Origin of the sequence: Pseudomonas sp. WC2401 (assembly GCF_041200115.1) — a bacterium.
Taxonomy (GTDB): domain Bacteria; phylum Pseudomonadota; class Gammaproteobacteria; order Pseudomonadales; family Pseudomonadaceae; genus Aquipseudomonas; species Aquipseudomonas fragi.
In genome coordinates, this window is sequence record NZ_CP165623.1 from 3,604,181 (window position 1) to 3,628,958 (window position 24,778).

A 24,778-nucleotide genomic window follows, 5' to 3' on the forward strand; every position below is an offset into this window, starting at 1 on the left:
GCTACGCCAGGTACTTGGTGAACCAGTCAAGGGTTCTGTTCCAGGCCAGGGTGGCAGCGGCCTCGTCGTAACGGGGCGTGGAGTCGTTGTGAAAGCCGTGATTCACCCCCGGGTAGACATGTGCCTCATAGACTTTACCGTTGGCCTTCAACGCCTGTTCAAAGGCTGGCCAGCCTTCATTGATGCGCGTATCCAGCCCGGCGTAGTGCAGCATGAGCGGTGCCTGGATACGGCTGACCTCATCGGCACCTGGCTGGCGTCCGTAAAACGACACCGCCGCCCCCAACTCCGGGTAGGCCACTGCTGCCGCATTGGCCACCCCGCCGCCATAGCAGAACCCGGTAATGCCCACTTTGCCAGTACTTGCATCGTGGTGCATCAACCACTCCACCGCCGCGAAAAAGTCATTCATCAGCTTGGTCGGGTCAACTTTCTGCTGCAGCGCCAGGCCTTGCTCGTCATTGCCGGGGTAACCACCCACCGACGTCAGGCCATCGGGTGCCAGGGCAATAAACCCCGCCTTGCCCAGGCGCCGGGCCACATCTTCGATATACGGATTCAGCCCGCGATTCTCATGCACCACCACCACGGCCGGCAGCTTGCCGGTGGCCTTGGCTGGCCGCACCAGATAACCCCGCACCTGGCCGTTACCCTTGGGCGACGGGTACAGAATGTACTCGGCAACAATATCCGGGTCGGTAAAGGAAACCTGCTCGGCGAGTGCATAGTCAGGGCTCAACGCCGTCAGCAACGATAACGCCGTCGTACCCAGGGCGAACACCGCAGCACGGTCAAGAAACTCGCGGCGGTTGATCTTGCCGTGGGCGTAGTAGTCATAGAGCTCAAGCAATTCGGGGGCAAAGTCTTTCGCTGTCAGACGCGTCATCAGTGCAGTTCCTTGGGCCGGTTGCGCTTAACCATAGAGCATTTTGTAGCTAAATGCGTCTCAGACCTTTTACCTGACGCCGTGGGATACCATACCGGCCCTGCCTGAAACCTGTCAGGCCAGACCTAGTTAACTGAAGGGGTATCGAACGGTGAAAATTGCACTTGTGCTGCTGTTGAGCGCTTTTTCCATGCTGGCCCAGGCCGCGAATATCGGCGAGCGCCTGACGCAGTGGACCTTGCAGGATCAGCACGACCAGCCCTACACCCTTAACGAGAAAACCCGGGTGCTGCTGGTAGCACGCAATATGGACGGCTCAAAACTGGTCAAGGCCGCACTGGAGAACCAGGCCAAGGGCTATCTGGAGGCACGCAATGTGGTGTTCCTTGCCGATGTGCAGCGCATGCCTTCGCTGATCGGCAAATTTATCGCCATCCCGGCCATGCGTGACTACAGCTACCGCGTGGTGCTCGACCGCGACGGCAAGGTGGCTGCCAACTATCCGGGCGCAGAAGACAAGGTGCTGTGGCTGCAACTGGACAACGGCACCCTGGTATCCCGACAGGAATTTGCCAGCGCCGACGAGCTGCGTGCAGCACTGGAAAAGCTGCCGGTGCAGTGACCCCTGTAGCCGTTGACGAGCGGAGCGAGGCGACGTTCGTCAATGACTACAAAGTGTTTGCTCTCGCTCAACGCATCGGCGGCAAACCGTAGGCCGCCAGATCAAAATCGGCCAGCTGGCGAATGATCTGGTCGGCATGCGCGTACTTGCTGTCGGCCATCGCTTCATCCGGCACGGCTATGGCGGTCATGCCGGCGGCTTTTGCCGCAGTTACGCCGAAGGGGGAATCTTCAAACACCAGGCACTGCCCGGGCGCAACGCCCAGGCGCCGTGCTGCCGTGAGGAAGATATCCGGCGCAGGCTTGGCCGCGCCCACTTCAGGGTCATCAGCAGTGACGATGGTGTCAAACAGGTCAAACCACTCACCATGCAAGGTGGTCTTGTGCGCAAATGAATGCTGCGACGAACTGGTACCTACTGCTATCGGGATATTGTGTGCCTTCAAATGCCGCACCAGCGCCTCGGCACCCGGCATGCCCGCGGCTTTGGGGAAGCGCTCTTTTAGTAGCGGTTCGCGGATAACCAGGAATTCCTGCGCGGTGATCGGCAATTCCAGCGCCTTGACCAGAAATTCGGCGAGGTCGAGGGCGCCGCGACCAATGATGTGCTGCTTGATGCTCCAGTCATAAGTGCGACCGTAACGTTCGGCGATGATCTGCGTAACTTCGGTGTAGATGCCCTCGGTATCCAGCAACAAACCGTCCATATCGAAAATCACGGCCTGGATCGGGCCGACAGCAGCACGCGGTGTAGTCATCACAACAAATCCGTTGGCAGGAAGGATTCAGCACCATAACACCGCAAGAGCTTCAATGTGCTGCACGCATCGTCAATCGCCCAGGCTCAGGTGGTGATCAGCATCCGTGATCACAATATCACCATATACGATTGGCACACGGCGCAGGAGGGGTTGAAAGTGGGGTTATTGCCCCACTCATAAATCCAAAACAAGGAGGCACGCATGCCCCAGTCCCTGCCAACCCTGTGCGGTTCGATCATGGGCTCGCCCTTTTCCCTCTCTGCAAAAATCCACAACGCGGCCTACGCGGCCCTGGGTCTGGACTACACCTTTGTCTGTTTTGGCATCGAAGATCCGGTAGCAGGCGTTGCGGCCATCCGCACATTGGGTGTGCGCGGAATGAACGTGTCCATGCCCTACAAAACCGTGGTGATGGAGCATCTGGACGCGATCGATGAGTCCGCGCTGGTCATTGGCGCGGTCAACACCATCAATAATGTCGACGGTGTACTCACCGGCTACAACACCGATTACCTGGGCGCGGTGCGCGCCCTGCAAGAAGTCTGCGAGCTCAATAAGCAGCGGGTTGCCGTGATCGGCGCGGGTGGTGCAGCACGGGCCGTAGTCTATGGCTGTTTGCAAGCGGCAGCCCGGGTCACAGTGTTCAACCGCAGCAGCGAACGGGGCAAGGTCCTGAGCTCAGACCTGGGCGCGCACTGGGGCGGCGGTGTCGAGACCTTTGCCGCGCAAGATTTCGACATCGTGATCAATGCCACCAGCGTGGGCTTCAAGCAGCCCGACAGCAACCCGTTGGACGGGTTGCTGGCCAGCCACCTGATTGTCATGGATGTAGCCTTTATGCCCGTGCGCACCGCCTTGCTGCTGCAGGCCGCCGAGCTGGGCTGCCGCACCGTGTCCGGCACGCGCATGCTGGTGCATCAGGCCTGTCGACAAATCGAGTTGTACACCGGCATGGAGGCGCCCATCGACATCATGGAGCAGGCCATGCTCGAGGAAATACAGAGGTTGAATCTGTAAAAAACCTGCTGCCTATCGATAACAAGATGCCGTAAAGGCACCTACCAGAAGGTACCCACATGACTCACGAACATGGTTCATCTGATATTGACCTGGTCCCCGAAACCGAAGCACCCAAGAAAGACCTGCACCGGGCCGCCTGGGCCTGCTCCCTGGGCAGCGCGCTGGAATACTATGACTTTGCCCTCTACACCCTGGCCGCCGCGCTGATTTTCGGCCCGCTGTTCTTCCCTGAACAAACCCGCACCATGAGCCTGATCGCCAGCTTTGGCACCTACTTCCTGGGCTTTGCGATCCGCCCGCTGGGCGGCGTGCTGTTCGGCATGATCGGCGACCGCGTGGGGCGCAAGTTCGTGCTTACCTCCACGGTGCTGCTGATGGGCGTTTCCAGCACCCTGATTGGCGCCCTGCCCACCTTCAGCCAGGTCGGCTACCTCGCCCCCGTGCTGCTGGTGGTGCTGCGTCTGCTCCAGGGGCTGGGTGCCGGTGCCGAACAAGCCGGTGCGGCGGTAATGATGACCGAGTACGCCCCGCAAGGTCGCCGCGGCTTCTACGCGGCGCTGCCGTTTCTTGGTATTCAACTGGGTACTATCCTTGCCGCACTGGTGTACTTTGCGGTCATCAGCAGCAGTGACAACGTGCTCGAAAGCGGGCTGTGGCGCATACCGTTTTTCAGCAGCGTGGTGATCGTTGCCCTGGGCCTGTACATGCGCCTGTCGCTCAAGGAGTCACCGACCTTTATCCGCCTCAAGGCACTCAAGCGCGTGTGCGACAACCCGCTCAAAAGCGCGATGAAACATTCCAAACCTACGCTGTTGCTGGGCATCGGCCTGCGCCTGGGCGAAAACGGCGGTTCGTCGATTTACCAGGCCCTGGCAGTGAGTTACATCGTGGGCGTGGTCGGCCTGCAAGGGCCGGTTGGCGTACTGACACTGATCTGCGCCGCCAGCCTGGGCGCGCTGACCGTGCCGATTGCCGGCAAGCTCAGCGACCGTTTTGGCCGTGTGGTGGTGTACCGGGCCTTTGCCCTGCTGCAACTGGCACTGGCCTTCCCGGTATGGTGGGTACTGAGCCAGGGCAACGTGGTGGCCAGTATCATTGCCATCTCCATCGCCCTGGGCATCGGCACCTGGGGCATGTTTGGCACCCAGGCGGCGCTGATGCCTGAGCTGTTCGGCTCGCGCCACCGCTATATGGGGGTATCCATCGCCCGGGAAGCCTCTGCGGTGATTGCTGGCGGCATAGCACCATTAATTGGCGCCGGGCTAATCGCCCTGGTCGTGGCCAGCCATGATGGCGATGCCAGCGCCGGTATCGGCGCCTGGTTGCCGATTGCCTGCTACCTGTCACTGCTGACGCTGATTACCCTGTATACCACCTTCAAAACCCCGGAAACCCTCAACCGCGACCTGGACGAGCCCCGTGATGCGTGGGAAATGATGCCCGGCCATAGCGAGCAGAACCTTGCACCGCAATCTGTCGCCCCTTCGCTACCCCGCTAAGGCGCGAACAACCTGCAAACAAAGCCGCTGTTGCCAGCGGCTTTGTTATTGGTCATCCCCAAAGGCCGACATAACTATAAGAATCGCCTGACTTTATTATTTGGCGGGTTGAGTAGATTATTTGGCCTGGACCCGCCCCGCCGGCAGGCAGGGGCCTTGCAGCAGTTGCCAATCGCAGGAGGCGAAATGAAACAGTCGATCACCCTGTATGACGCGCTGACATCAATCAGCATGCCCTCAAATAAAGCCAAGGCAGTCATTGATGCCTGGGAGAGTGATGTGGAAAAGCTCGCATCCAAATCGGATCTCGCACAAACAGAAAAACACCTCAAAACCTCCCTTTCAGAGCTGGGCGCTGAGCTGCGCGCCCTGATCAGGGAGCAAAGTGCCGAGCTTCGCTCGTCCATAAGGGAACAAGGCGTAGAACTGCGTACCTCAATCTCGACACTGGAAGCCCACAACAAGATTGTTCAGTGGCAGTTCGGCATTCTTTTTGTTTGCATCAGCGTGCCCGCAATCAAAATGGGCTATGAGTTCCTGAGCGAGGTCCTTCTGAGCCAATAGCCCTCTGGCTTTTACAACTGGCAGCCATTGGGCTGCCAGCTGCGTGCAATCAACCCTCGATAAAAGCCTTCAACGGCGGTTCATGCATCAGGAAATTCTGATGCGAGATGTTCCAGGCATAGGCCCCCGCCAGGGTGAATACCAGCAGGTCACCAATCGCCAGTTGCGCGACCGGTTGCTGCCTTGCAAGCACGTCTTTCGGCGTACAGAGCTGGCCTACCAGGGTGACGCGTTGATCGCTGATCTGTGCGGGTTGATTGCCCCGCACTACCGTGAACGGATGGTCATGGCCCTGGGCTGCCGGGGTACGAAAATGGTGAGTACCGCCACGGCCAATGGCGAAAAGCTCGCCGTGGCTGCTTTTGATATCCAGCACCTGCATGACGTAGTAGCCGCACGCAGCGCTGATAAAGCGGCCGATTTCAAAGCGGATACGGGTCGCGCCCATCGGGTACTCGTCGAGCAACCCCTTGAGGCCCAGGCAAAACCTCGGCCAGTCGAACGACTGCGCTGCGTCCTGATAGTTGATCCCCATGCCGCCACCGACGTTCAGCAGGGGCAGTTGCAAGCCGTGGTCGCGACACAGTTGGCGGAAGGTCAGTAAATAGCTGCGAATCAACTCAAGATGCGCATCCACATCCAACTGATGGGAAAGCAGATGGAAATGCAGCCCCTTGAGTTCCAGCGACGGCTCTTCGCGCAACACTTGCAGGGCGCTGGCCAGCCCCTCTTCATCCAGGCCGAACGGTGTAGGTTTACCGCCCATGACCAAACGGCTCTGAGGTGCCCGGGCCAGCTTCAGATTCAGGCGCAGCATCACCGGCGCCTGTACGCCCCGCTTGCCAGCGATGCGAGCCAGGCTGCGCAGTTCGGTGACACTCTCGACATGAAACGCCGAAACCTGGTACTGCAGGGCAATATCCAGTTCATGATCGAGCTTGCCAGGGCCACCAAAGATCAGCGGCTGGTCAGGGCACTGCTCGTGCAACCAGGTCAGTTCACCGCCCGAGGCAGCTTCAAATCCATCCACCCAAGGTGCCAGGGTTTTCAGCACCCGAGCTTCAGGGTTGGCCTTTGCAGCGTAGAACAGTTCGCAATTTTCGGGCATTGCCTGACGCATCGCTTTTACATGCTGCTCAAGGGCTGGCAGGTCGTAAATGTAGGCGCACAGTGGCGCCTCGTGCCCGGCCTTGAGCTGCTCGATACGTTGACGGACCGCTACAGGAAGCTTCATGCGCATTCGCTCTTTTCAATGACTGCCAGCGGGCTGGGCAGCAAGGTGTAACCGGCCTCTCGGTCGGCACGCATCATCAAGCGGGTCATAAAGTTTTCCTTGCTGGGAAACGCTGCCCCGGCGCACAGGTCAAGCAGTGGCTGTGGCTGGCCGAGCTGCAGGGATTGGGCCTGTAACAGTTCAGCAATTCGACCCCAGAGCTGCTGCTCCAGGGTGTCGCTGCCATTGGCCAGATGAAAAATCGCTTCTCCCAGATTGTTTACCAGAGCGCAGTAACCCACCCGCTGCCAGGCCTTTTGCGCGCTGTAGTAGACCGAGGTCCGGGTGCGCTCATCCAGCGCGCTCAGGCGTTCGGCAGGCCAGATTTCCGGGACCAGCTTGGTCCCTTCCAGATCGCGAATCCACACCCGGCAAGGCAGGCCGTCTTCGGTGAAACCGATCACCGTGTTCTGTAAATGCGGCTCCAGCGCTATGCCCTGGCGGAACAGGCAATACAGCACGCCGCCCAGCATCCGAGCGGCATAGGCATCCAGCCAGTTCAACGTGGCCTGTTCGATGCTCAAGCCGGCCCGGTCAGCGTATCGCTGAACCTGCTGGCGGCAGACGCTGCGATCCTGTTGATCCCAGGTAAACAGTGCCATCGCCACTTGCGGCTGATAGCGCTCGCGGTCAGCCACGCTCAGGTTTGCCCGGTACACGATGCCGAAACACTCGGTGACTTCGCGGGCCTCCTCCAGGGAACCAAGGGCACTGAGGTCCAGGCTGGTAGCGGCAGGTTCGGGCATCAATACAAAATCCGGTTGCCGGGTTGCCAGTTCGTCCATGATCGGCCCAAGCAGACGGGTCAGGGCAACGGCGCTGTCCAACTCATACCAGGCGTTTTTGCGCACGCAGTTGGTCAACCGCACATGCATCGAGAACTTCATGAAATAGGCCAGTTGCGGGTGGTAAAGCGTACGCACGGACGAGGTCGGGTACATGGCCAGCCCCAGTACCCCGAGGTACTCGATCAGGCCCTGTTGCTGCGCACGCTGCACCAGCGGGTCGGCCAGTATGCGAGCGACTTCCCAGGGGTGGCACGGATAAGCGTCGTCGCGCCCCGAGAGCTGATGCAGGGTGCTGCGCGGATTCTCGCCCTGATGACGGATCAGCAGCGGATCAACCTTGAACCAGTGCAATTGAAAGCGCGCCCCGACCTCCGGCGAACAGGCCAGCAAATCGTCATGGGAAATGCCCTCGCGGCTTTTTGGCGTCGGATGCAGGGCATGGCCCCACAATTGATGTTGCTCGGACGCCAGCAGGCTGTCAGTGACCTCATTGGCCGGACGGGCATGGCGCAGAAAGGTTCGGGTAATCTGCAGGCTGTTGGCGACTTGTTGCAACATCTCGCCAACTCGCTCGACACCGCTGAGCGGCGTACACAACAGGCTGGCCAGCTCCTCGGCGTCCAGGGGGCGCCAACTTTGCTGGTTGCCCTTGAAGTAAGGTGCGCCGATGTAATGGCAGCGCCCCAGCAGGCTGGCGCGGTCGATGCGCACCACCAGCCGGCCACCCGGCAGACGCAGGCTGATGCAACGGCCGTTGGCCTGGCGCAGGCTCATCGGCAAGTCCTGTGCCTGATAGTCCAGGTTGGCTTCGTTGCGTGGCAGGGCATATTCACGCAAATAGCAATTGAGCAGGCACTCGATGGCATGGCGCTGGGCCTCTCCATCCAGGGCATGGTCGTTCAGGGATACAGTATTAAGGGTGATCGTCATGCCGGAATCTCCCGGGAAGTCATCAATAGAGGGCGTGCGATTACCAAGGCAGCCAGGGCCGCCAGGCATGCAACAAGAAAGGGCGATGCAATGCCGCAGGCCTGACTGACCACGGCAGCCGTGACACCGGCAGCCGTGCCGGCCCATTTGCCACTGGAGTCGAACCAGCCGAACAGGCGCCCTGCACTGCCCTGGCGGCTGCGCTGGCTCAGGCAGCGATGCAGGCCGACAAAGCTGAGCAGCATGCCCGCCCCACTGAGCAGGCGCAGGGCAAACAACGGCTCGGCCTGCACGCTCCAGAATTGCAGTGCATTACTGACGGCCAACAGCGCCAGCCCTGGCAACAGCAGGTTGCCCGGGTGCTTGTGGACCCAGGGCAAGGCCAGCAGGTACACCACATGGGGCAGGCTGTAGAGCACACCGATCAAGGTGTCGCTGCCAATCCCCAACTGCTCGCCGAAGGGCATGAAATAGGGAAATGTCACGACCATGGCGAAACTGAACAAAAACTGCACCGCCAGCAGCCGCGTCATGTCCGCCGGAAGTTCGCTCAAGGCCTCGGGCTTCTTGCGGTCCAGGGCATGCCTGGGCGTGTCATTGGGCAACGGCAGCACCAGCACGAAGGCCAGCAACGGCAGCCAGGCCAGCCAGCTGTACAGGTTTATGCCCAAGCCTTGCGAGGTCAGTAGCCCCAACAGGATCGGGCCGCTGATCATCGCCAGGCGTGCCGAATACTGCGTCCAGTTCAAGGCCCGGGACAGATCCCCGCCCTTGAACTGGGTCGACAGGTAGGCATTGGACGCCGCCATCGCCCCGCCGAAAGTGCCCTGGATGATCAACGCCAACACAAACACCCCCAGATTGGGACTGAAGCCCGCCAGCAGAAAACCCGCGAACAACCCTGCATGGGCACGCAACAACGAAATACGGCAACCGTTGCGATCGGCCCAGCGCCCCCAGAGTGGTGCGGCCAGGGCTGTGCACAGCGTCGGCAGGACAAACAGCACGCCGATGGCCCAGCCCGGGGTATCAGGGGCCAGGTCGGCGAGGATCCGTGGCAGGTACAGGGGAATGCCCAGGGCAGTAAAGGCCGACAGGTAATGCCCCAGCAGTACGCTGGCAATCAGACGGCGCTGCATGCCACCTCCTCCAGCAGGAAATTCGCCGCGCTGTAGCCATAGAACTTGTTGATGTCACTGGCCCCCGAGTGCGCCTTGCTGAACAGGCTGCCGGCACTGAGCAGGTATTTGACCGGCAGCCTGGGGCTGTCGAGCAGCCAGCGGCGTGCGTCTTCACCGTTGATGCCTTCGGCTTCGAGTTGCCCCAGACATGCCGTCAGGCGCTGACGCAACGTGCCATACAGGCGGGCTCGCGTGTCCAGGCCCGCCTGCGCAATGGCCTCCACAATGGCGACCATGTTCAGTTGCAAGGTGATGGTGCAGAACATTTCCGCCAGCGGCTGGCTGCTGTCGACGCGAATGCGTTCATCCTGCAAGGCGTCTGGCCATTCGCTCAGGTCCGGGCACGCCGTGACAAAGCGCTGCGGCCACAGGCGAGCGGCATCGTTGTCCTTCATCAGCAGGCGCACGGGCTGATCCTGCTCGTAGATCAACACCGCGTTCTGCTGGTTGGCCTCAAGCGCGATGCCGTATTGCAGCCAGAGCCGCAGATGAACCTGCAACAGCAGGTCGAGATAATCATCCAGCCAATGCTGCAAGGAGCCTGCGTAGAAGCGCTCGACCAATTGCTCGAGGAACAGCCGGCCATCAGCCAGCGGGCTGGCCAGCGCAGCCACAGGTACCAGCGTGGTGTGGTCCAGGCCCGCCGGGTAACGACGCACGATATAGGCCAGATGGCGGCTCTGGGCAGCATGGCCACCGTGCTTTTCATCAACGTGCAGATACCGCGATGCCAGCGCTGGATCACGCTCGGCCAAGGCCAGCAGCGTGGTCTGAAACCAGTGGCCGTCATACAGGGTGCTCGGCTTGATCAAACGCAGATTGCGTGCCCCCAGGGTGGTGACCAGCAATGGCAACTTGATATGCCACTGGGGGTGATCAATGCACACCAGCGTGCGCACGGACAACGTCGGTTCGACCTGCATGGCGGTGCGTGGCGCCTTGAGCGCGCCTTCAGGCAGGCCATACTGCTCAAGCACAGCCCAGGTCAACGGATGTACCGGCAGCAGTGAGTGGCTGGTGTGCAAAGTCGCGGGCAAGCCAACCTCCTCAAAGCCCGGCCAATGCGGCGGCTGCGCACTGGTGAGGGTCAGGGCCTGATTGGGGATAGCCAGCCAGTTGAGTTCGAAACGCGGCGCGAACTCCGGCGCATAGCCTTCAAGGGCCGCGTCATCGAAGCCGCTTTTGGCCCGCGCGGTCGGGTAGAACGGGTGGTCCAGATAGCTGGCCAGCTGGTCAATCTTCAACAGGCGCTGCGACCAGTGCTCGAGCCCGATGATATCGCCGAGTGCGGCGGCATTGCGCTGATAGGCCTGCTTGCACAGGGTCCGATGTTGCGTGGCGCAATCGGCCTCTTGCCGATACGCCGCGAACAACCCGAGGCTTTCTTCATCCAGCCCCTGGCTCAGTTGGCCCAGCCACAGCCGGTAGCCACGCTGGACCTGCGGCAGCTGCTGGGGCGCTACCCGGATCCAGGCATCGCCAGTCACGCTCCAGTCCTGCAACGGATACGCCCGCACCACCGGCAGCCACAGCTCGTCAGTGCCCAAGTGGGCAATCCTCAGCCAGTGGTTGCCCGGCTGCGCTGGCAGATAATGGGTCAGTTCTTCGGGCAAGTGCGCAATCAGCCCCTGGCTGACCACCCCGCGAATGTCTTCACGCAGGCAGCAATCAATGATGCGACGGGTAATGAATGCCTGATCGGCGGCGTCTGCTTGCAGGCTCATGCCACCACCCACTTCAAGTCGTTGAGGGTCGAGTTCAGGTGGGCATCGAGGCTCACGTCATCCGCGGCGATCAACCGCAGTACGCCAACATAGTCCTTGTTGGAGTGGCTGATGGTGACGGTGTCGCCGGCATGCTGCAACGCGCGATAATCACACCAGTGGCTCTCGGACTCGACATTGAAACTGGCGCTGGCCTGATCCAGGCGCCCCGGGCGCTCAGCCACCAGGTAATGCACCGTGGCCTGGGCTTGCGCCGGCTGCGCTGCGATCAGGCTGTGGCCCAGATGCAGCGCGACGATACGGTCGAACCAGCCCTGTGGCAGCAGGCGATCGAGCAGGAACTCGCGGCCATCGCCAATGCTGCGGTAGTTGATCTCCACCAGCATCGGGCCTTGGGCCGTGAGAATGAACTCGCTGTGACAAACGCCGAAATTGACGCCAAACGCAGCGACCTGTGCCAGCGCGGCAGCCCGCTGCACGCAGCTGAGCTGGCCGTTCCAGCGTGCAGCCAGTTCCACGAAGTGCGGTGGGGCCGACAGGCTCACGTCGAAGCCGCCGATGGCTTGCAGGTTGCGCCCGTCGCCCAGGGTCTCGAGGGTAAACAATGGGCCAGCCATATAGGCTTCGAGCAAGAGCGCGCGGTCCGGTTGTTGCTGCCAGAACTGCTCGCAGTAAGCCCTCAGCTCGGCGGCGTTATGGCACAGGCGCACGTCCAGGCTGGCCACCCCTTCCCGCGGCTTGGCCACTACCGGCCACGGCGCATCGTCAGGCAGTTCGGTGTTCGCGCCAAGCACCTGGAACCACGGCCCGGGCAACCCCAGACGCTGCATGCGCTCACGCATGGCTGCCTTGTTTTTCGCGGCGTAACACAGCCGCCAGTCTTTGCCCGGGCACTCGAAGGCTTCTGCCACTATCGCCGTCGCGGTTTGCAGATGATCGCTGTTGGAGAACACCGCCACCGGGCGCAAACCCTGGGCGTTGAGGCTCTCGATCACTGCCAGCGGGTTGAACACATCACATTCGATAACCTGGAGCTGGTCAGGCGAAATCGGCGATGTGGCGAGCAGGCGCCGATGTTCCTGAGCATGGTCGGTAATCACCACGACTGGCAGGCCGCGCTTGTGTGCGGCAGGCAAAAAGCCCTCGAGAATGGCTGGGTGTGCGACGTGAGCAAGGATGACGAATGGACGTTGCATGGCACTTTCCTGGGGGCAACAGTTGCCCGTCCCGCAGGCTCGGGCAACTGGTTAAGGGGCGCGTGTGCGCGGTTTAGAAGCGGTAGTTGACGCCTAGGGTGAGCGAACGCTCAGGCGCGGCTTGACGACCCCACGGGCTGGTGTCGATCCCGCGGAAGTAGTATTCGCGGTTAAACAGGTTGCTGATGCCCGCCGAGGCGGTCAGGACGCTCTTGTCGGCCAGCGGGAACTCACGTTCGATGGCGGTATTCCAGACCCAGTAGGCAGGCAGCTCGCCCACGCTGGCCGAGGCATTTTCTTCGCGGGTATTGGCCGCATCGGTGTAGGCCTTGCTGATGTACAGGCCATCAAGGTTGTAGGTCCAGTGCTCGGCAAAACGGTAGCGGGCATCCACCAGGAACTGGTTGCGCGAGGAATACGGCACCTCGTTGCCTTTGTAGGTGCCGTTGCGCTGCTTGGCGTCGAGGTAGGCATAGCCGGCATGCAAGTCCAGGTCACGCATGGCCTGCGGCGTCCAGAAAATATCGGTCTCGAAGCCCTGGTGACGGGTACTGCCCAGGTTGTCGAAACGGTCGGTGGTCGCGTTGTATGCAATCTGGTCGTCGAAGTCGATGCGGTACAGGTTGAAGTCGACACGCATGCCGTCCCACGGGGTATATCGCACGCCGGTCTCGTAGTTCCACGCCAGTTCGGCACCCACGGCGCCTTCCTTGACGATCTGCGTGACCTGGGGCGGACGCAGGGACTTCTGGGCGTTGGCGTAGACATACCAGGCCTCGCTGGCCTGGTAACCCACGGTCAGGCCCGGCAACCACTCTTCAGACTTGTTCTCGCGCTCGAAGCCGGTAATGCCGTCGCTGTAATTCATGCGCGCATTCTCATAGCGCGCGCCCGGGGTGATGGTCAGGCGGCGATCGAACAGGCTGATGGCGTTGCTGATATAAAAGGCGCGAGCGCTGTCATCGAACTTCCAGTCGCGAAACGGTGCAGTGACGCCGGTGGCCAGGCTCTCGCGGTTGACCTTGTAACTGATGTCTTCGCTGACATACCGGGCACCGAGCAGCCAGGTCTGGCCGACGGTGTCGCCATCGATGGTGGCACTGATGCGCGGCTCCGTACCCCAGACCTTGAAATCACGCGGGCCGTCCTGCTTGGTCACCGCTGTACCGTCCGGAGTGAACGGCAAGCCGACCACAAAGTTGCGATAGCTGTTGTGGGCAAAGTTGGTCCAGCTGAACTCCACCGAGTCAAATGGCCCGATTGCGCCCAGCCGCTGGGTGTAAGTGCCCCAGACGCGATCGGTGTCACCCTCGAAGCGGTCCAGCGGGCGGGTCGACTGGCGCGGGTCGTCCTTGTAGTCCTTGACGCTGAGCGCACCTGCCAGGTCCATGTCGGCCTTGTAGTGCTGGATACCGAAGCTCAGGTCGCGGTCGTCGTCGATGTTCCACTGGCCGCGCAAACGGTAGTTCTGCACATCGGTATCGGAGTGCTCACGACCGTAGGAGCCGCTCAGGGTGTTGATGTCCAGTTGCAGGCCGAAGTTGTCGGTCAGGTAGCCGCCGGTGCCCATATAGGTGTCCCACAACTGGCGCCCGCCCACGTTGAACGTGGTCTTTTCCTGAAGGGTGGTTTCCCACTCGCGGGGGATCGGCTTGCTGATGAAGTTGATCACCCCGCCGACGTTGTTCGGACCGTATTGCACCGCTGCGCCCCCGCGCACGATGTCCACACGATCGACCGTGGCCATGGTCATTGGAAACAGCGAAAGCCCGGTCTGACCGTAGGGCGCCAGGGCCAGGGGAATGCCATCGGACAGGGCCTGGATGCGACCGCTGCGGCTCTCATACAGACCGCGCACGGAAATTTGCGGCAAGGCCCCGGTGCCGGTTTCGTCAAAAATCTTGATCCCGGGCACTCGCTGCAGCGCATCATCCAGACCGCGGGCGCTGGCTTTTTTCAGGTCGCTGGAATCGATCACGCTGCGACTGCCGGCATAGGTACGGACTTCCTGGTCGCTGGCCGCGCCAAGAACGTCGCCCTGAATCGTCATGGGCGCCAGCTCCACGCTGCTGCCCGCAGGTTGATCCGCGGCCATGGCCGCGTGGCAGATGCCCAGGGTGAAGAGGCTCAGTGAAAAGTGCAGTGTTGTTGTTTTCATTGGACTACGTCGACTCATTTATTGCTGTTGGAGAGAGTGCAGGCGGGCTTTCAAGGCGTTATGCAGCAGGCCGCGGTCTTCACCCGCCAGAAAGCTGCGAACGCCACGAGCGCGCCACAGCGCATTCTGTTCAGCCGTGCGCGGGTTGGCGCAAAACGCTACTTCGGCGCGCAGGCAGGCGTCGGCCATGTCTTGCAGGGTTTGCCAGACCTGAGGATTGAGCGGGTCCGGGCCGAGGCCAAGATCAAGGGCCAGGTCGAGGGCGCCTTCCATGATCATGCCGACACCCGGCAATTGCAGGATCTTGCTTAGCGCGTCGACGCCGGCGCGGCTTTCGATCATGGGGATTATGGGGGTCTGGCGGTTGGCCAGCTCGATGTAGTCGGGCAGTGGCAGGCGACCGAAGCCGGTGATGCGCCCGCCAGTGATGCCGCGCTTGCCCAGGGGCGGGAAAAAGGCTGCATCGAGGGCGCGCTGAACCTGCCCTGCACTCTCGGTGCGCGAAAGCACGATGGCTTCAATGCCCGCGTCAAGTGCCCTGCCAATCAGTTTCTCGTCCACTTGCGCCATGCGCAGCCAGGGCGAAATTCCGGCGGCCTCACAGGCCCGCACGCAATGCATGATGTCGTCTTCGGAACGCAGCAAGTGCTCTAGATCAAGGATTACAAAGTCATAGCCGGCAAATGCAAGCATCTCGCAGAGCAGCGGTGAAGGGAGAGAGTTGAGCATGCCGTAAACGCTTTTCCCGGCTTGCAGTCGGGAAAATACCGGAGAAGTTCTTATCACTGACACAGATCCTTTGAGCTAGACCGAACTGCAGGCAATAATAATCATTCTCAGATAGGAGTAAACGATTTTTATTATCGAATAGCGATATTCGTGACGAACTTCTTAAAAAAAACGTTTCAGGTTGCAAGAAAATGGCTAAAAGCCATTATTTTCTGAGGGGTTCAGGCGGGGTATCCGGCAGGCATTTGCCAAATTTCAGGCAAAAAAAAGCCGCTATTGCTAGCGGCTTTTTTCTATCTGGCTCCACGACCTGGACTCGAACCAGGGACCCAATGATTAACAGTCATTTGCTCTACCAACTGAGCTATCGCGGAATGGCATCTATCTTACTGATATAAAAAGAGAAGTCAACACTTTCGATGACTTCTCCCGGATTGTTCAGATGACCTGAACAATGGCGTCGGTTACCGCTTCAATGTTGCGCTGATTCAAAGAAGCCACGCAGATTCGACCGGTATCCAGGGCGTAGATGCCGAACTCGGTACGCAGGCGCGTCACTTGTTCAACGGTCAGGCCGGAGTACGAGAACATGCCACGCTGACGGGCAACAAAACTGAAGTCATGGCCAGGGGCCTTTTTCGACAGCAGTTCAACCATCTGCAGACGCATGCCACGAATACGCAGGCGCATTTCTGCCAGCTCTTCTTCCCACATCGCACGCAGCTCAGGGCTGTTAAGCACCGCAGCGGCGATGGTTGCGCCGTGGGTCGGCGGGTTGGAGTAGTTGGTGCGGATCACGCGCTTGACCTGGGACAGAACGCGGGCGCTCTCTTCCCGGGATTCGGTGATGATCGACAGTGCGCCAACGCGCTCGCCGTACAGCGAGAACGACTTGGAGAACGAACTGGAAACGAAGAAGCTCAGGCCCGATTCGGCAAACAGGCGCACGGCTGCAGCGTCTTCGTCGATACCGTCGCCAAAGCCCTGGTAGGCCATGTCCAGGAATGGGATCAGGCCCTTGGCCTTGACCACGTCCAGCACGTTCTGCCAGTCGGCCGGGGTCAGGTCGACACCGGTCGGGTTATGGCAGCAGGCGTGCAGCACCACGATCGAACCGGCTGGCAAGGCGTTGAGGTCTTCGAGCATGCCGGCACGGTTCACGTCATGGCTGGCAGCGTCGTAGTAGCGATAGTTCTGCACCGGGAAACCGGCGGTTTCGAACAGAGCACGGTGGTTTTCCCAGCTTGGATCGCTGATGGCCACCACAGCGCCCGGCTGCAGTTGCTTGAGGAAGTCCGCACCGATTTTCAGCGCGCCCGTGCCACCAACGGCTTGCGTGGTGATCACCCGGCCAGCAGCCAGCAGTGGCGACTCGGCACCGAACAGCAGCTTCTGTACAGCTTGGTCGTAAGCAGCAATGCCGTCGATCGGCAAGTAGCCGCGCGACGCATGCTGGGCAACCCGGATCGTTTCGGCTTCGACAACGGCACGCAAGAGCGGAATTCGTCCCTCTTCGTTGCAGTAAACACCGACCCCCAGATTCACTTTGCTGGTACGAGTATCGGCGTTGAATGCTTCGTTGAGGCCCAGGATAGGATCGCGTGGTGCCATTTCGACAGCGGAGAACAGGCTCATTATTACGGCGGCTCTGAATGGGGAATGGAGGGGGTGACAACGCTCCAGCCGATTGCACTAGAGCGGTGCACAAACGGGGAGCAAGTATAAGCCCGATCAGGATTCGGGCAACAGGCTATTGCCGGTTTTGGCCAAGTATTTGAGTTTATTTTCAGGCCACTGGTCTAATTGCAATCTTTGCCAATATGCCCGTATCAGAGCTTCGCCTTGAAACAGTAGGACAGGGCCTCCATATTTACCCGTATCCTGTTTTTTCCTGCGGCCTTACAGACGCAAACCAGAGGTCCTTCATGCCCGATTTCCAGCTTGTTACCCGCTTTGAGCCTGCGGGCGATCAACCCGAAGCCATTCGCCAGATGATCGAAGGCATCGAAGCCGGTCTGTCGCACCAGACCCTGCTCGGGGTAACGGGCTCGGGCAAGACCTTCAGCATCGCCAACGTGATCGCCCATGTGAACCGCCCCACCCTGGTGCTGGCGCCCAACAAGACCCTGGCCGCGCAGTTGTACGGCGAGTTCAAGTCGTTCTTCCCCAACAACGCGGTGGAGTACTTCGTCTCGTACTACGACTACTACCAGCCCGAAGCCTATGTGCCCTCCTCCGATACCTTTATCGAGAAAGACGCCTCGATCAACGACCATATCGAGCAGATGCGCCTGTCCGCGACCAAGGCTTTGCTTGAGCGCAAGGACGCGATCATCGTCACCACGGTGTCATGCATCTATGGCCTGGGCAGCCCCGAGACCTATCTGAAAATGGTGCTGCACGTCGACCGCGGCGACAAACTCGACCAGCGCGAGTTGCTGCGCCGCCTGGCCGACCTGCAATACACCCGCAACGACATGGATTTTGCCCGCGCCACCTTCCGCGTGCGCGGTGATGTGATCGACATCTACCCTGCCGAGTCGGATCTGGAGGCGGTACGCATCGAGCTGTTCGATGACGAAGTCGAAAGCATCAGTGCCTTTGACCCGTTGACCGGCGAAGTCATCCGCAAGATGCCGCGCTTTACCTTTTACCCCAAGAGCCACTATGTAACGCCACGCGAAACCCTGCTCGACGCCGTGGAAGGGATCAAGGAAGAGCTCAAGGAGCGGCTTGAGTACCTGCGTGCCAATAACAAGCTGGTCGAAGCCCAGCGCCTGGAGCAACGCACCCGCTTCGATCTGGAAATGATCATGGAGCTGGGTTACTGCAACGGCATCGAAAACTACTCGCGCTATCTGTCGGGGCGTGAGCCCGGCGCCGCACCGCCTACTCTGTTTGACTACCTGCCGGCCGACGCCCTGCTGGTCATCGACGAATCTCACGTCAGCGTGCCGCAGGTGGGCGCCATGTACAAAGGCGACCGCTCGCGCAAAGAGACCCTGGTGGAATACGGCTTCCGCATGCCCTCGGCCCTGGACAACCGGCCGATGCGTTTTGACGAATGGGAGCGCATCAGCCCGCAGACCATTTTTGTCTCCGCCACCCCCGGCAATTACGAGGCCGAGCACTCGGGCCGGGTGATCGAGCAAGTGGTGCGCCCAACCGGTCTGGTCGACCCGCAGATCGAGGTGCGCCCGGCCCTGACCCAGGTCGACGACTTGCTCTCCGAGATTTCCAAACGGGTGGCTTTGGAAGAGCGCGTGCTGGTGACCACCCTGACCAAGCGCATGTCCGAAGACCTCACCGACTATCTGGCCGACCACGGCGTTCGGGTGCGTTACCTGCACTCGGATATCGACACCGTGGAGCGCGTCGAAATCATCCGCGACCTGCGCCTGGGCGTGTTTGACGTGCTGGTGGGGATCAACCTGTTGCGTGAAGGCCTGGACATGCCCGAGGTGTCATTGGTGGCGATCCTGGACGCCGACAAGGAAGGCTTCCTGCGCTCCGAGCGCTCGCTGATCCAGACCATTGGCCGTGCAGCACGTAATCTCAATGGCCGGGCGATTCTCTACGCTGACCGCATCACCGGCTCGATGGAGCGTGCCATCGGAGAAACCGAACGCCGTCGCGAAAAACAGATCGCCTTCAACCTGGCCAACGGCATTACGCCCAAAGGCGTGTTCAAGGACGTCGCCGACATCATGGAAGGCGCAGTGGTACCCGGCTCGCGCAGCAAGAAACGCAAAGGCATGGCCAAGGCTGCGGAAGAAAACGCCAGGTACGAAAACGAACTGCGCTCGCCGAGCGAGATCAGCAAACGCATTCGCCAACTGGAAGAAAAAATGTACGCCCTGGCCCGCGATCTGGAGTTCGAGGCCGCTGCGCAAATGCGCGACGAAATCGGCAAGCTCAGGGAGCGCCTGTTGCAGGTGTGACCCTCCTGTGGGAGCGGGCTTGCTCGCGATGCGTGCGGCTCGGTGTAGCTCAATCACCGAGGTGCTGCTATCGCGAGCAAGCCCGCTCCCACAGGTCAATCTCTCAGACGGCTACCGCCGCTACCGCCTCGACCTCAAACAACATCTCATCCAGCGCCAGGCGCGGCACCGGAATCAAGGTACAGGCCGGTGCCGGCAGCTCGCCCCATACCCGCTTCACCTCGGCGCCCAGAATCTGCAAACGCTCCAGGCTGTGATCAACGATCAATACGGTGATCTTGGCCACGTCCTTGATCTGCGCATCCGCCGCTGCCAGGGCGACCTGCAGGTTGGCGAATGCCTGGCGGACCTGCTCGGCAAAGTCGCTGGACAGCTCGCTGTCGGCGTTCTCGCCGCCCTGGCCGGCGGTGTACACCAGCCGCACATTCGCTGCCACACGGGCAACATGGGAGTAACCATTGGGCGCAGGGTCATACAGCCCTGCGGGGTTGAGCAATAGCACTGCGGAGTCAGAGTTCTTGTCCATAAAATACGTACCAGTGGCAGCGGGATAAGCAAGCGCGCTATTCAACCACTCTCGCCAATCCGTACGCCAGCGCCCTCGCGAGCCATGCCGCAAATATGCAAGGATGTTACGCCGCAGCGCACCAAAGCCCGTTTTCCAAGGATGACCATGACTGCCATCACCACTCAAATGCCCCTTGTGCCAGGGCGTCTTGAACAAATGTCGACCCGCATTGCGTTTTTTATCGCAGGTTTCGGTCTCGCCGCCTGGGCGCCCCTGGTGCCCTACGCCAAAGCGCGGGCAGGACTGGACGAGGCCACCCTGGGCCTGTTGTTGCTGTGCCTGGGCGCGGGCTCGATCCTGGCGATGCCCGTCGCCGGTATCCTGGCCACGCGCTATGGCTGTCGCCGGGTGCTGGTGGGCGGCACGCTGTTGATCTGCCTCGCCTTGCCCCTGCTGGCAACGGTCAGTGCCATACCTTTGTTGATCGCCACACTGTTTTTGTTTGGCGCGGGCCTGGGCGCCGTCGACTCCACCGTCAACCTGCAAGCCGTGATCGTTGAACGCGCCAGCGGGCGCAACATGATGTCGGGGTTTCACGGGCTGTTCAGTGTCGGCGGGATTGCCGGCGCTGCCGGGGTCAGCGCCCTGCTGGCGTTGGGGCTGTCGCCGCTGTGGGCAATAGTGGTGGTGATCATGTTGATCCTGGCAGCCCTGCTCAAGGCCGCTCCGCATCTGCTGCCCTATGGCAGTGAAAGCAGTGGCCCGGCGTTTGCCGTGCCCCACGGCGTGGTGCTGTTTATCGGTTTGCTGTGCTTTACCGTATTCCTGGCTGAAGGCGCGATGCTCGACTGGAGCGCCGTGTTCCTGACCAGTGAGAAAAGTATCGACGAAGCCTATGCCGGGCTGGGTTATGCCGCGTTTGCCTTGACCATGACCGCAGGACGGTTGATGGGCGACACCATCGTCAGGCGCCTGGGCGCCCGCCGGGTGATTGTCCTGGGCGGGTTATTTGCCGCCGCGGGCATGGCCCTGGCAACCTTGGCATCGAGCTGGGAAGTGGCACTGCTGGGCTATGCACTGGTGGGCGTGGGTTGCTCCAATATCGTGCCCGTTCTGTACACCGCCGTGGGCAAACAGACGGTGATGCCGGAACACATCGCCGTGCCGGCCATTACCACACTGGGTTATGCCGGGATTCTGGCAGGGCCTGCGGCCATCGGCTTTATTGCCCATGCCAGCAGCCTGAGCAGTGCCTTTTTGCTGATCACCGCCATGCTGCTGGCCGTGGCCATCAGCGGGCGGATTTTGCGGGTTTGACGGACGCTGCCCTGGCCCTGTGGGAGCGGGCTTGCTCGCGACAGGATCACGTCGATGAAAATGAAACACCGCGCTGCCTGAATCGCGGGCAAACCCGCTCCCACAGTCTGTGTGATGCGTTTAGAACCCCACACTCGCCTGCACAAAGAACGTACGCGGCTCGCCCAGGTAAATCCCCGCGTTGTTGTCGCTGGAGCGGGTGTAGTACTCCTGGTTGAACAGGTTCTTGATCCCCGCTCCCACTTTCAGGTTCGACGCTTGCGGGCCGAAGTCGTAGCCAACCCGGGTACTCCAGGTAGCATATCCGGGAATATCACCGTACTGGCCGTCCGGGGTCGGATCAGTGATGTACACCCCGCCCGTGCCTGGCGCGTGCTGCTGGGACTGAGCAAACATGTCCAGGTTGTAGGTCCAGCGGTTGACCACATACCGCGCGCCCAGGTTGACTACCTGGCGCGAATACAGCGGCAGGTCACGGCCCTTGAAGTTGGCTATGTCTCCCTCGGACGTGGCCTTGGTGTAGGTAAAGCCCGCATTGACCGACAGACCGTCCAGGCGCGCGTCCAATGCCGACATGTCGTAGTGCACCGAAGTCTCGATGCCCTGGTGCTTGGTCGCGCCCAGGTTGGTCCAGCCCACATCGTTACTCACGTATTGCAACTCATCGGCAAAGTCGATGTAGAACAGCGTCACTTCACCGCCCCACACGCCATTGTCGTAGCGCGTACCCAGCTCGTAAGTCTTGGCCTTTTCAGGACGCAAGCCTGCCGCCGTGGCATCACCTACACCCCCCTGGCCCAGCTGGAAGTACTGCAGGCTGCCGAACGAAGTTTCATAGTTGGCAAACAGCTTCCATGCATCCGACAGGTGATACATCACGCTCAGGGCCGGCAGTGCTTCGCTGCTGTCGATGCTGCGGTTTTTCTCCTGCACCGGCTTGCCGTTGTTGCCCAGCACCGGGCGGTCGTGCCAGTTGGTGCTGATGCGCTCAAAGCGGATCCCCGGAGTGACCGTCCAGTTGCCCACATCGATCTTGTCATCGATATAGAAGGCGTTGGCCTCGGTGCCGCCGGTGCGGTCCTGATACACATGGCCGTCAGCCCCGGGCCCCGGTACGGGCACGTTATTGACCAGGTACACCTGGCTGGCCTCTTCATGCATGGCTTCCTTGAGATAGCGATAGCCCACACCCACTTCCTGGGTCACTGGGCCCAGGCTGAACACATGGGACACCCGCGGTTCGATGCCGAAGGTGTGATAGCTGCGCGGGTAGGACGCCAGGGTTTGCAGGTTGCGCGCGGCAATGTTGCTGCCACGGAAGCTGTCGGTGTAATAGGTCAGGACTTCAAACTGGGTCTGGTCGTCGATCTGCCGCAAGTACTTGAAGGACACATCCTTGCGCCGCCCGGTGAAGTTGTCGTAGTCGCGCAGCGACTGGTACGGGTCGGCGTCGAACTGCTTCTGGGTCAGGCCGCCGGGCATGTCTGCCGTGGCGTCGTAATAGTGGAAATTAAGGGTGAAGTCATCCTGATCGGTGGGTGCCCAATGGGTCTTGAGCAACACGTCATCGATATCGTTGTCATTGTTGCGCGCCCTGTAGCCATCGCCCTTGACCCCGGAATACAGCAGTGCGGCACCGATGCCGTTGTCCGCCGTGCCGCCGAGGAAGGCCGACTCGATGTGCTTCCAGCCGCCGCGCTCGGAAGTCTCCAGGGTGGTGCCGACTTCGCCCTGGAAGGTCTCGGGAATGGCCCGGGTCACAAAGTTGATCACCCCGCCCACGTTTTGCGGCCCGTAGCGTACCGAACCGGCGCCGCGCACCACGTCGATGCTGTCCAGGTTGCCCGAGGAAATCGGCGCCATCGACAGTTGTGGCTGACCGTAAGGAGCGAATGCCGCGGGAATACCGTCAATCAATACAGTGGAGCGCGGCGACAAGCGCGAAGTCAGGCCACGCACGCCGACGTTCAGGGAAATATCGCTGCCGCCGGTGCCGTTGGATTCCTGCACCTGCACACCCGGGATGCGCTTGAGGGCATCACTGACGTTCATGGTGCCCTGTTCGACCATCGCCTCGCGGCGAATCACCGTGCGGGCGCCGGGGTGGTTTTGCACCACGGCATCGTTGGCATCGTTCAGCCAGTTACCGACCACCTTGACATCCACCGGCCCCAGCTCCAGCGGGCCGGATGCGGCGGCACTGACCGCCGGTGCGGCACGCAGGGTCACGGCATCGCCACTCAGCTCATAGCTCAGGCCACTGCCTTGCAGCAGGCGGCCCAGGGCTTGCTCGGGCGACAGATTGCCATCGACGGCCGGGGCCTGTTTGCCTGCTACCAGTTGCGGGCTGAAAAATACCTGCAGCGAAGTTTGCTGTGCCAGTTGGCTCAAGGCCGAGCCCAGGGGTTGGGCCTGAATATGGATGGCGCTCGACGCCGCTTCGCCAGCAAAGGCCGCCGGCATCGCGGCGCTGACCGCCAGGGCCAACGCCAGTGGCAGCAGGCGCGCCCGAGTCAGGCAGGAAGGTGTGCGCAAAGGTGTTTCAAGCGAGCAAAGTCGCCCACGAGGATTGTTGTTTTTCACGTCGAGTCTTGCCCTGTTGATCGCACTTGAGTGCGACTGTTAATGCAAACCAGTTGCAGTTGTTCAAGAAGACGAAGAACTCGAAAAAAACCTGAATCCAGTAGCCAATTATTTTTTCGCGATGATTTCCTGGCTGCCGTCTGCCCGCGTCATGATCGCGACCGGCAAGATCTGCGGCAGCGCCTTGAGCAGGGCATCGGTGTCATTGGTTTTGAACACGCTGGTCAGGCGCATGCGGGCCACCGCTGGCGTGCTGACCCACAGCGGCTTGTCACGATAGCGCGACACTTGTGCCGCCACGTCTTCAAGGCTGGCGTCTTCGAATACCAACTGGCCCTTGCGCCACGCCGTCAACGCACGGGTGTTGACCGGCTGCGCGGCGGCCACCCGGCCACGCTCATCGACAACCGTACCCAGCCCGGCCGTCAGGTTGACCACTGCATCCGGATTGGCGCCCTGCACCCGCACATGCCCAGACTCCACCGCAACGCGGGCCTGATCGCCTTCGCGCAGCACGTCAAAGCGGGTACCCGTGACGGTTACCTGGCCGGCCCCGGCCTGCACCACAAACGGCCGGTCGGCATCATGGGCAACGTTGAACATGCCCTCGCCGCGCTCCAGCTCGACAATACGCTGCTGCCCTTCGTAGCTGACGCGCATCAGGCTGCGGCCATTGAGTTCAATGGCCGAACCATCGGGCAATGTCACGGTACGACGCTCACCCAGCGCCGTGGCAAATGTTGCGTGATAGCCGGCAGAGGCTTGCAGCTGCATCCATATGCCCGCCCCGGCCGCCACCGCGACAAGGCTGGCTGCCAGCCCGTAGGCCAGAAACGAACGCCGGCTGTGCCGCGGTGCAGGCACTTCACACAGCGCCTGCAAACGGGCCTTGGGCAACAGATCGGCGGCAGACCACAAACTGGCCAGCCACTGGTATTCGGCCTCATGGCTGGCGTGTTGCGTGCGCCAGGCCTGGAATTGGGCCTGCTCGCCAGCATTCAGGGTTTGCGCTTGCACCCGGGTAAACCAGGTGGCAGCCGCGTCACGCACACTGGCACTGCCACAGGTACAGTCTCGTGTATCCATCCTGCAATCCTTT

General features: G+C 61.0%; 19 protein-coding genes and 1 tRNA gene. 6 read left to right on the forward strand and 14 right to left on the reverse strand.

Going from position 1 to position 24,778, the window contains the following annotated elements; all coding sequences use genetic code 11:
• Position 1: 1 nt before the first annotated feature.
• Positions 2-886 (reverse strand): YghX family hydrolase, encoded by an 885-nt coding sequence (yghX, locus tag AB3G35_RS16320; protein WP_203304588.1) that lies wholly within the window; start codon positions 884-886, stop codon positions 2-4.
• Positions 887-1,037: 151 nt separating this feature from the next.
• Here yghX and AB3G35_RS16325 point away from each other — a divergent pair, with 151 nt between their 5' ends.
• Positions 1,038-1,508 (forward strand): FAD/FMN-containing dehydrogenase, encoded by a 471-nt coding sequence (locus AB3G35_RS16325; RefSeq protein WP_369781771.1) that lies wholly within the window; start codon positions 1,038-1,040, stop codon positions 1,506-1,508.
• Between the two features lie 67 nt (positions 1,509-1,575).
• Here AB3G35_RS16325 and AB3G35_RS16330 read toward each other — a convergent pair whose 3' ends face one another.
• On the reverse strand, positions 1,576-2,265 hold the full coding sequence (locus tag AB3G35_RS16330) for an HAD-IA family hydrolase (RefSeq protein WP_083369535.1): 690 nt from the start codon (positions 2,263-2,265) through the stop codon (positions 1,576-1,578).
• Between the two features lie 204 nt (positions 2,266-2,469).
• Between AB3G35_RS16330 and aroE the strand changes: the two genes are divergently transcribed.
• The 3 genes from aroE to AB3G35_RS16345 all read left to right on the forward strand — a co-directional run bounded on the left by aroE (position 2,470) and on the right by AB3G35_RS16345 (position 5,351).
• Positions 2,470-3,285 (forward strand): shikimate dehydrogenase, encoded by an 816-nt coding sequence (gene aroE, locus AB3G35_RS16335; RefSeq protein ID WP_095041202.1) that lies wholly within the window; start codon positions 2,470-2,472, stop codon positions 3,283-3,285.
• A gap of 59 nt (positions 3,286-3,344) precedes the next feature.
• Entirely contained in the window at positions 3,345-4,787 is a 1,443-nt protein-coding gene (locus AB3G35_RS16340) for an MFS transporter (RefSeq protein ID WP_016781174.1), read from the forward strand.
• 186 nt (positions 4,788-4,973) lie between these two features.
• On the forward strand, positions 4,974-5,351 hold the full coding sequence (locus AB3G35_RS16345) for a hypothetical protein (protein WP_016781175.1): 378 nt from the start codon (positions 4,974-4,976) through the stop codon (positions 5,349-5,351).
• Between the two features lie 49 nt (positions 5,352-5,400).
• Here AB3G35_RS16345 and AB3G35_RS16350 read toward each other — a convergent pair whose 3' ends face one another.
• The 9 genes from AB3G35_RS16350 to AB3G35_RS16390 all read right to left on the reverse strand — a co-directional run bounded on the left by AB3G35_RS16350 (position 5,401) and on the right by AB3G35_RS16390 (position 16,965).
• Positions 5,401-6,585 (reverse strand): type III PLP-dependent enzyme, encoded by a 1,185-nt coding sequence (locus AB3G35_RS16350; protein ID WP_223181916.1) that lies wholly within the window; start codon positions 6,583-6,585, stop codon positions 5,401-5,403.
• Complete coding sequence (locus AB3G35_RS16355) at positions 6,582-8,342, reverse strand: IucA/IucC family siderophore biosynthesis protein (RefSeq protein ID WP_169910012.1); 1,761 nt, start codon at positions 8,340-8,342, stop codon at positions 6,582-6,584. Before AB3G35_RS16355 ends, AB3G35_RS16350 begins: the two co-directional genes overlap by 4 nt.
• Positions 8,339-9,481, reverse strand: a complete 1,143-nt coding sequence (locus AB3G35_RS16360) for an MFS transporter (RefSeq protein WP_088377559.1) — start codon at positions 9,479-9,481, stop codon at positions 8,339-8,341. The genes AB3G35_RS16355 and AB3G35_RS16360 overlap by 4 nt, the downstream gene beginning before the upstream one ends.
• Positions 9,466-11,247 (reverse strand): IucA/IucC family protein, encoded by a 1,782-nt coding sequence (locus AB3G35_RS16365; RefSeq protein WP_369781772.1) that lies wholly within the window; start codon positions 11,245-11,247, stop codon positions 9,466-9,468. The genes AB3G35_RS16360 and AB3G35_RS16365 overlap by 16 nt, the downstream gene beginning before the upstream one ends.
• Positions 11,244-12,443 carry an acetyl-CoA carboxylase biotin carboxylase subunit family protein gene (locus AB3G35_RS16370; protein WP_083369537.1) on the reverse strand — a complete coding sequence of 400 codons (1,200 nt, stop codon included), beginning with the start codon at positions 12,441-12,443 and terminating at the stop codon, positions 11,244-11,246. The genes AB3G35_RS16365 and AB3G35_RS16370 overlap by 4 nt, the downstream gene beginning before the upstream one ends.
• A gap of 73 nt (positions 12,444-12,516) precedes the next feature.
• Positions 12,517-14,601: a TonB-dependent siderophore receptor gene (locus AB3G35_RS16375; protein WP_095041197.1), complete on the reverse strand. Its 2,085-nt coding sequence runs from the start codon at positions 14,599-14,601 to the stop codon at positions 12,517-12,519.
• Positions 14,602-14,619: 18 nt separating this feature from the next.
• Positions 14,620-15,330: an HpcH/HpaI aldolase/citrate lyase family protein gene (locus AB3G35_RS16380; RefSeq protein ID WP_169910006.1), complete on the reverse strand. Its 711-nt coding sequence runs from the start codon at positions 15,328-15,330 to the stop codon at positions 14,620-14,622.
• Between the two features lie 298 nt (positions 15,331-15,628).
• Positions 15,629-15,704, reverse strand: a tRNA-Asn gene (locus AB3G35_RS16385).
• Positions 15,705-15,768: 64 nt separating this feature from the next.
• Positions 15,769-16,965, reverse strand: a complete 1,197-nt coding sequence (locus AB3G35_RS16390; RefSeq protein WP_016781183.1) for an amino acid aminotransferase — start codon at positions 16,963-16,965, stop codon at positions 15,769-15,771.
• Between the two features lie 290 nt (positions 16,966-17,255).
• Between AB3G35_RS16390 and uvrB the strand changes: the two genes are divergently transcribed.
• Positions 17,256-19,271 (forward strand): excinuclease ABC subunit UvrB, encoded by a 2,016-nt coding sequence (uvrB, locus tag AB3G35_RS16395; RefSeq protein ID WP_086797407.1) that lies wholly within the window; start codon positions 17,256-17,258, stop codon positions 19,269-19,271.
• 103 nt (positions 19,272-19,374) lie between these two features.
• Here the strand turns inward: uvrB and AB3G35_RS16400 are convergent, their stop codons facing one another.
• On the reverse strand, positions 19,375-19,797 hold the full coding sequence (locus tag AB3G35_RS16400; protein ID WP_106117291.1) for a RidA family protein: 423 nt from the start codon (positions 19,795-19,797) through the stop codon (positions 19,375-19,377).
• A gap of 147 nt (positions 19,798-19,944) precedes the next feature.
• Between AB3G35_RS16400 and AB3G35_RS16405 the strand changes: the two genes are divergently transcribed.
• Positions 19,945-21,096 carry an MFS transporter gene (locus tag AB3G35_RS16405; protein ID WP_134048691.1) on the forward strand — a complete coding sequence of 384 codons (1,152 nt, stop codon included), beginning with the start codon at positions 19,945-19,947 and terminating at the stop codon, positions 21,094-21,096.
• Positions 21,097-21,216: 120 nt separating this feature from the next.
• Here AB3G35_RS16405 and AB3G35_RS16410 read toward each other — a convergent pair whose 3' ends face one another.
• Both AB3G35_RS16410 and AB3G35_RS16415 read right to left on the reverse strand, forming a co-directional pair.
• Positions 21,217-23,559 (reverse strand): TonB-dependent receptor, encoded by a 2,343-nt coding sequence (locus AB3G35_RS16410; protein ID WP_262502027.1) that lies wholly within the window; start codon positions 23,557-23,559, stop codon positions 21,217-21,219.
• Between the two features lie 228 nt (positions 23,560-23,787).
• Entirely contained in the window at positions 23,788-24,765 is a 978-nt protein-coding gene (locus tag AB3G35_RS16415) for a FecR domain-containing protein (protein ID WP_369781773.1), read from the reverse strand.
• Positions 24,766-24,778: the final 13 nt, after the last annotated feature.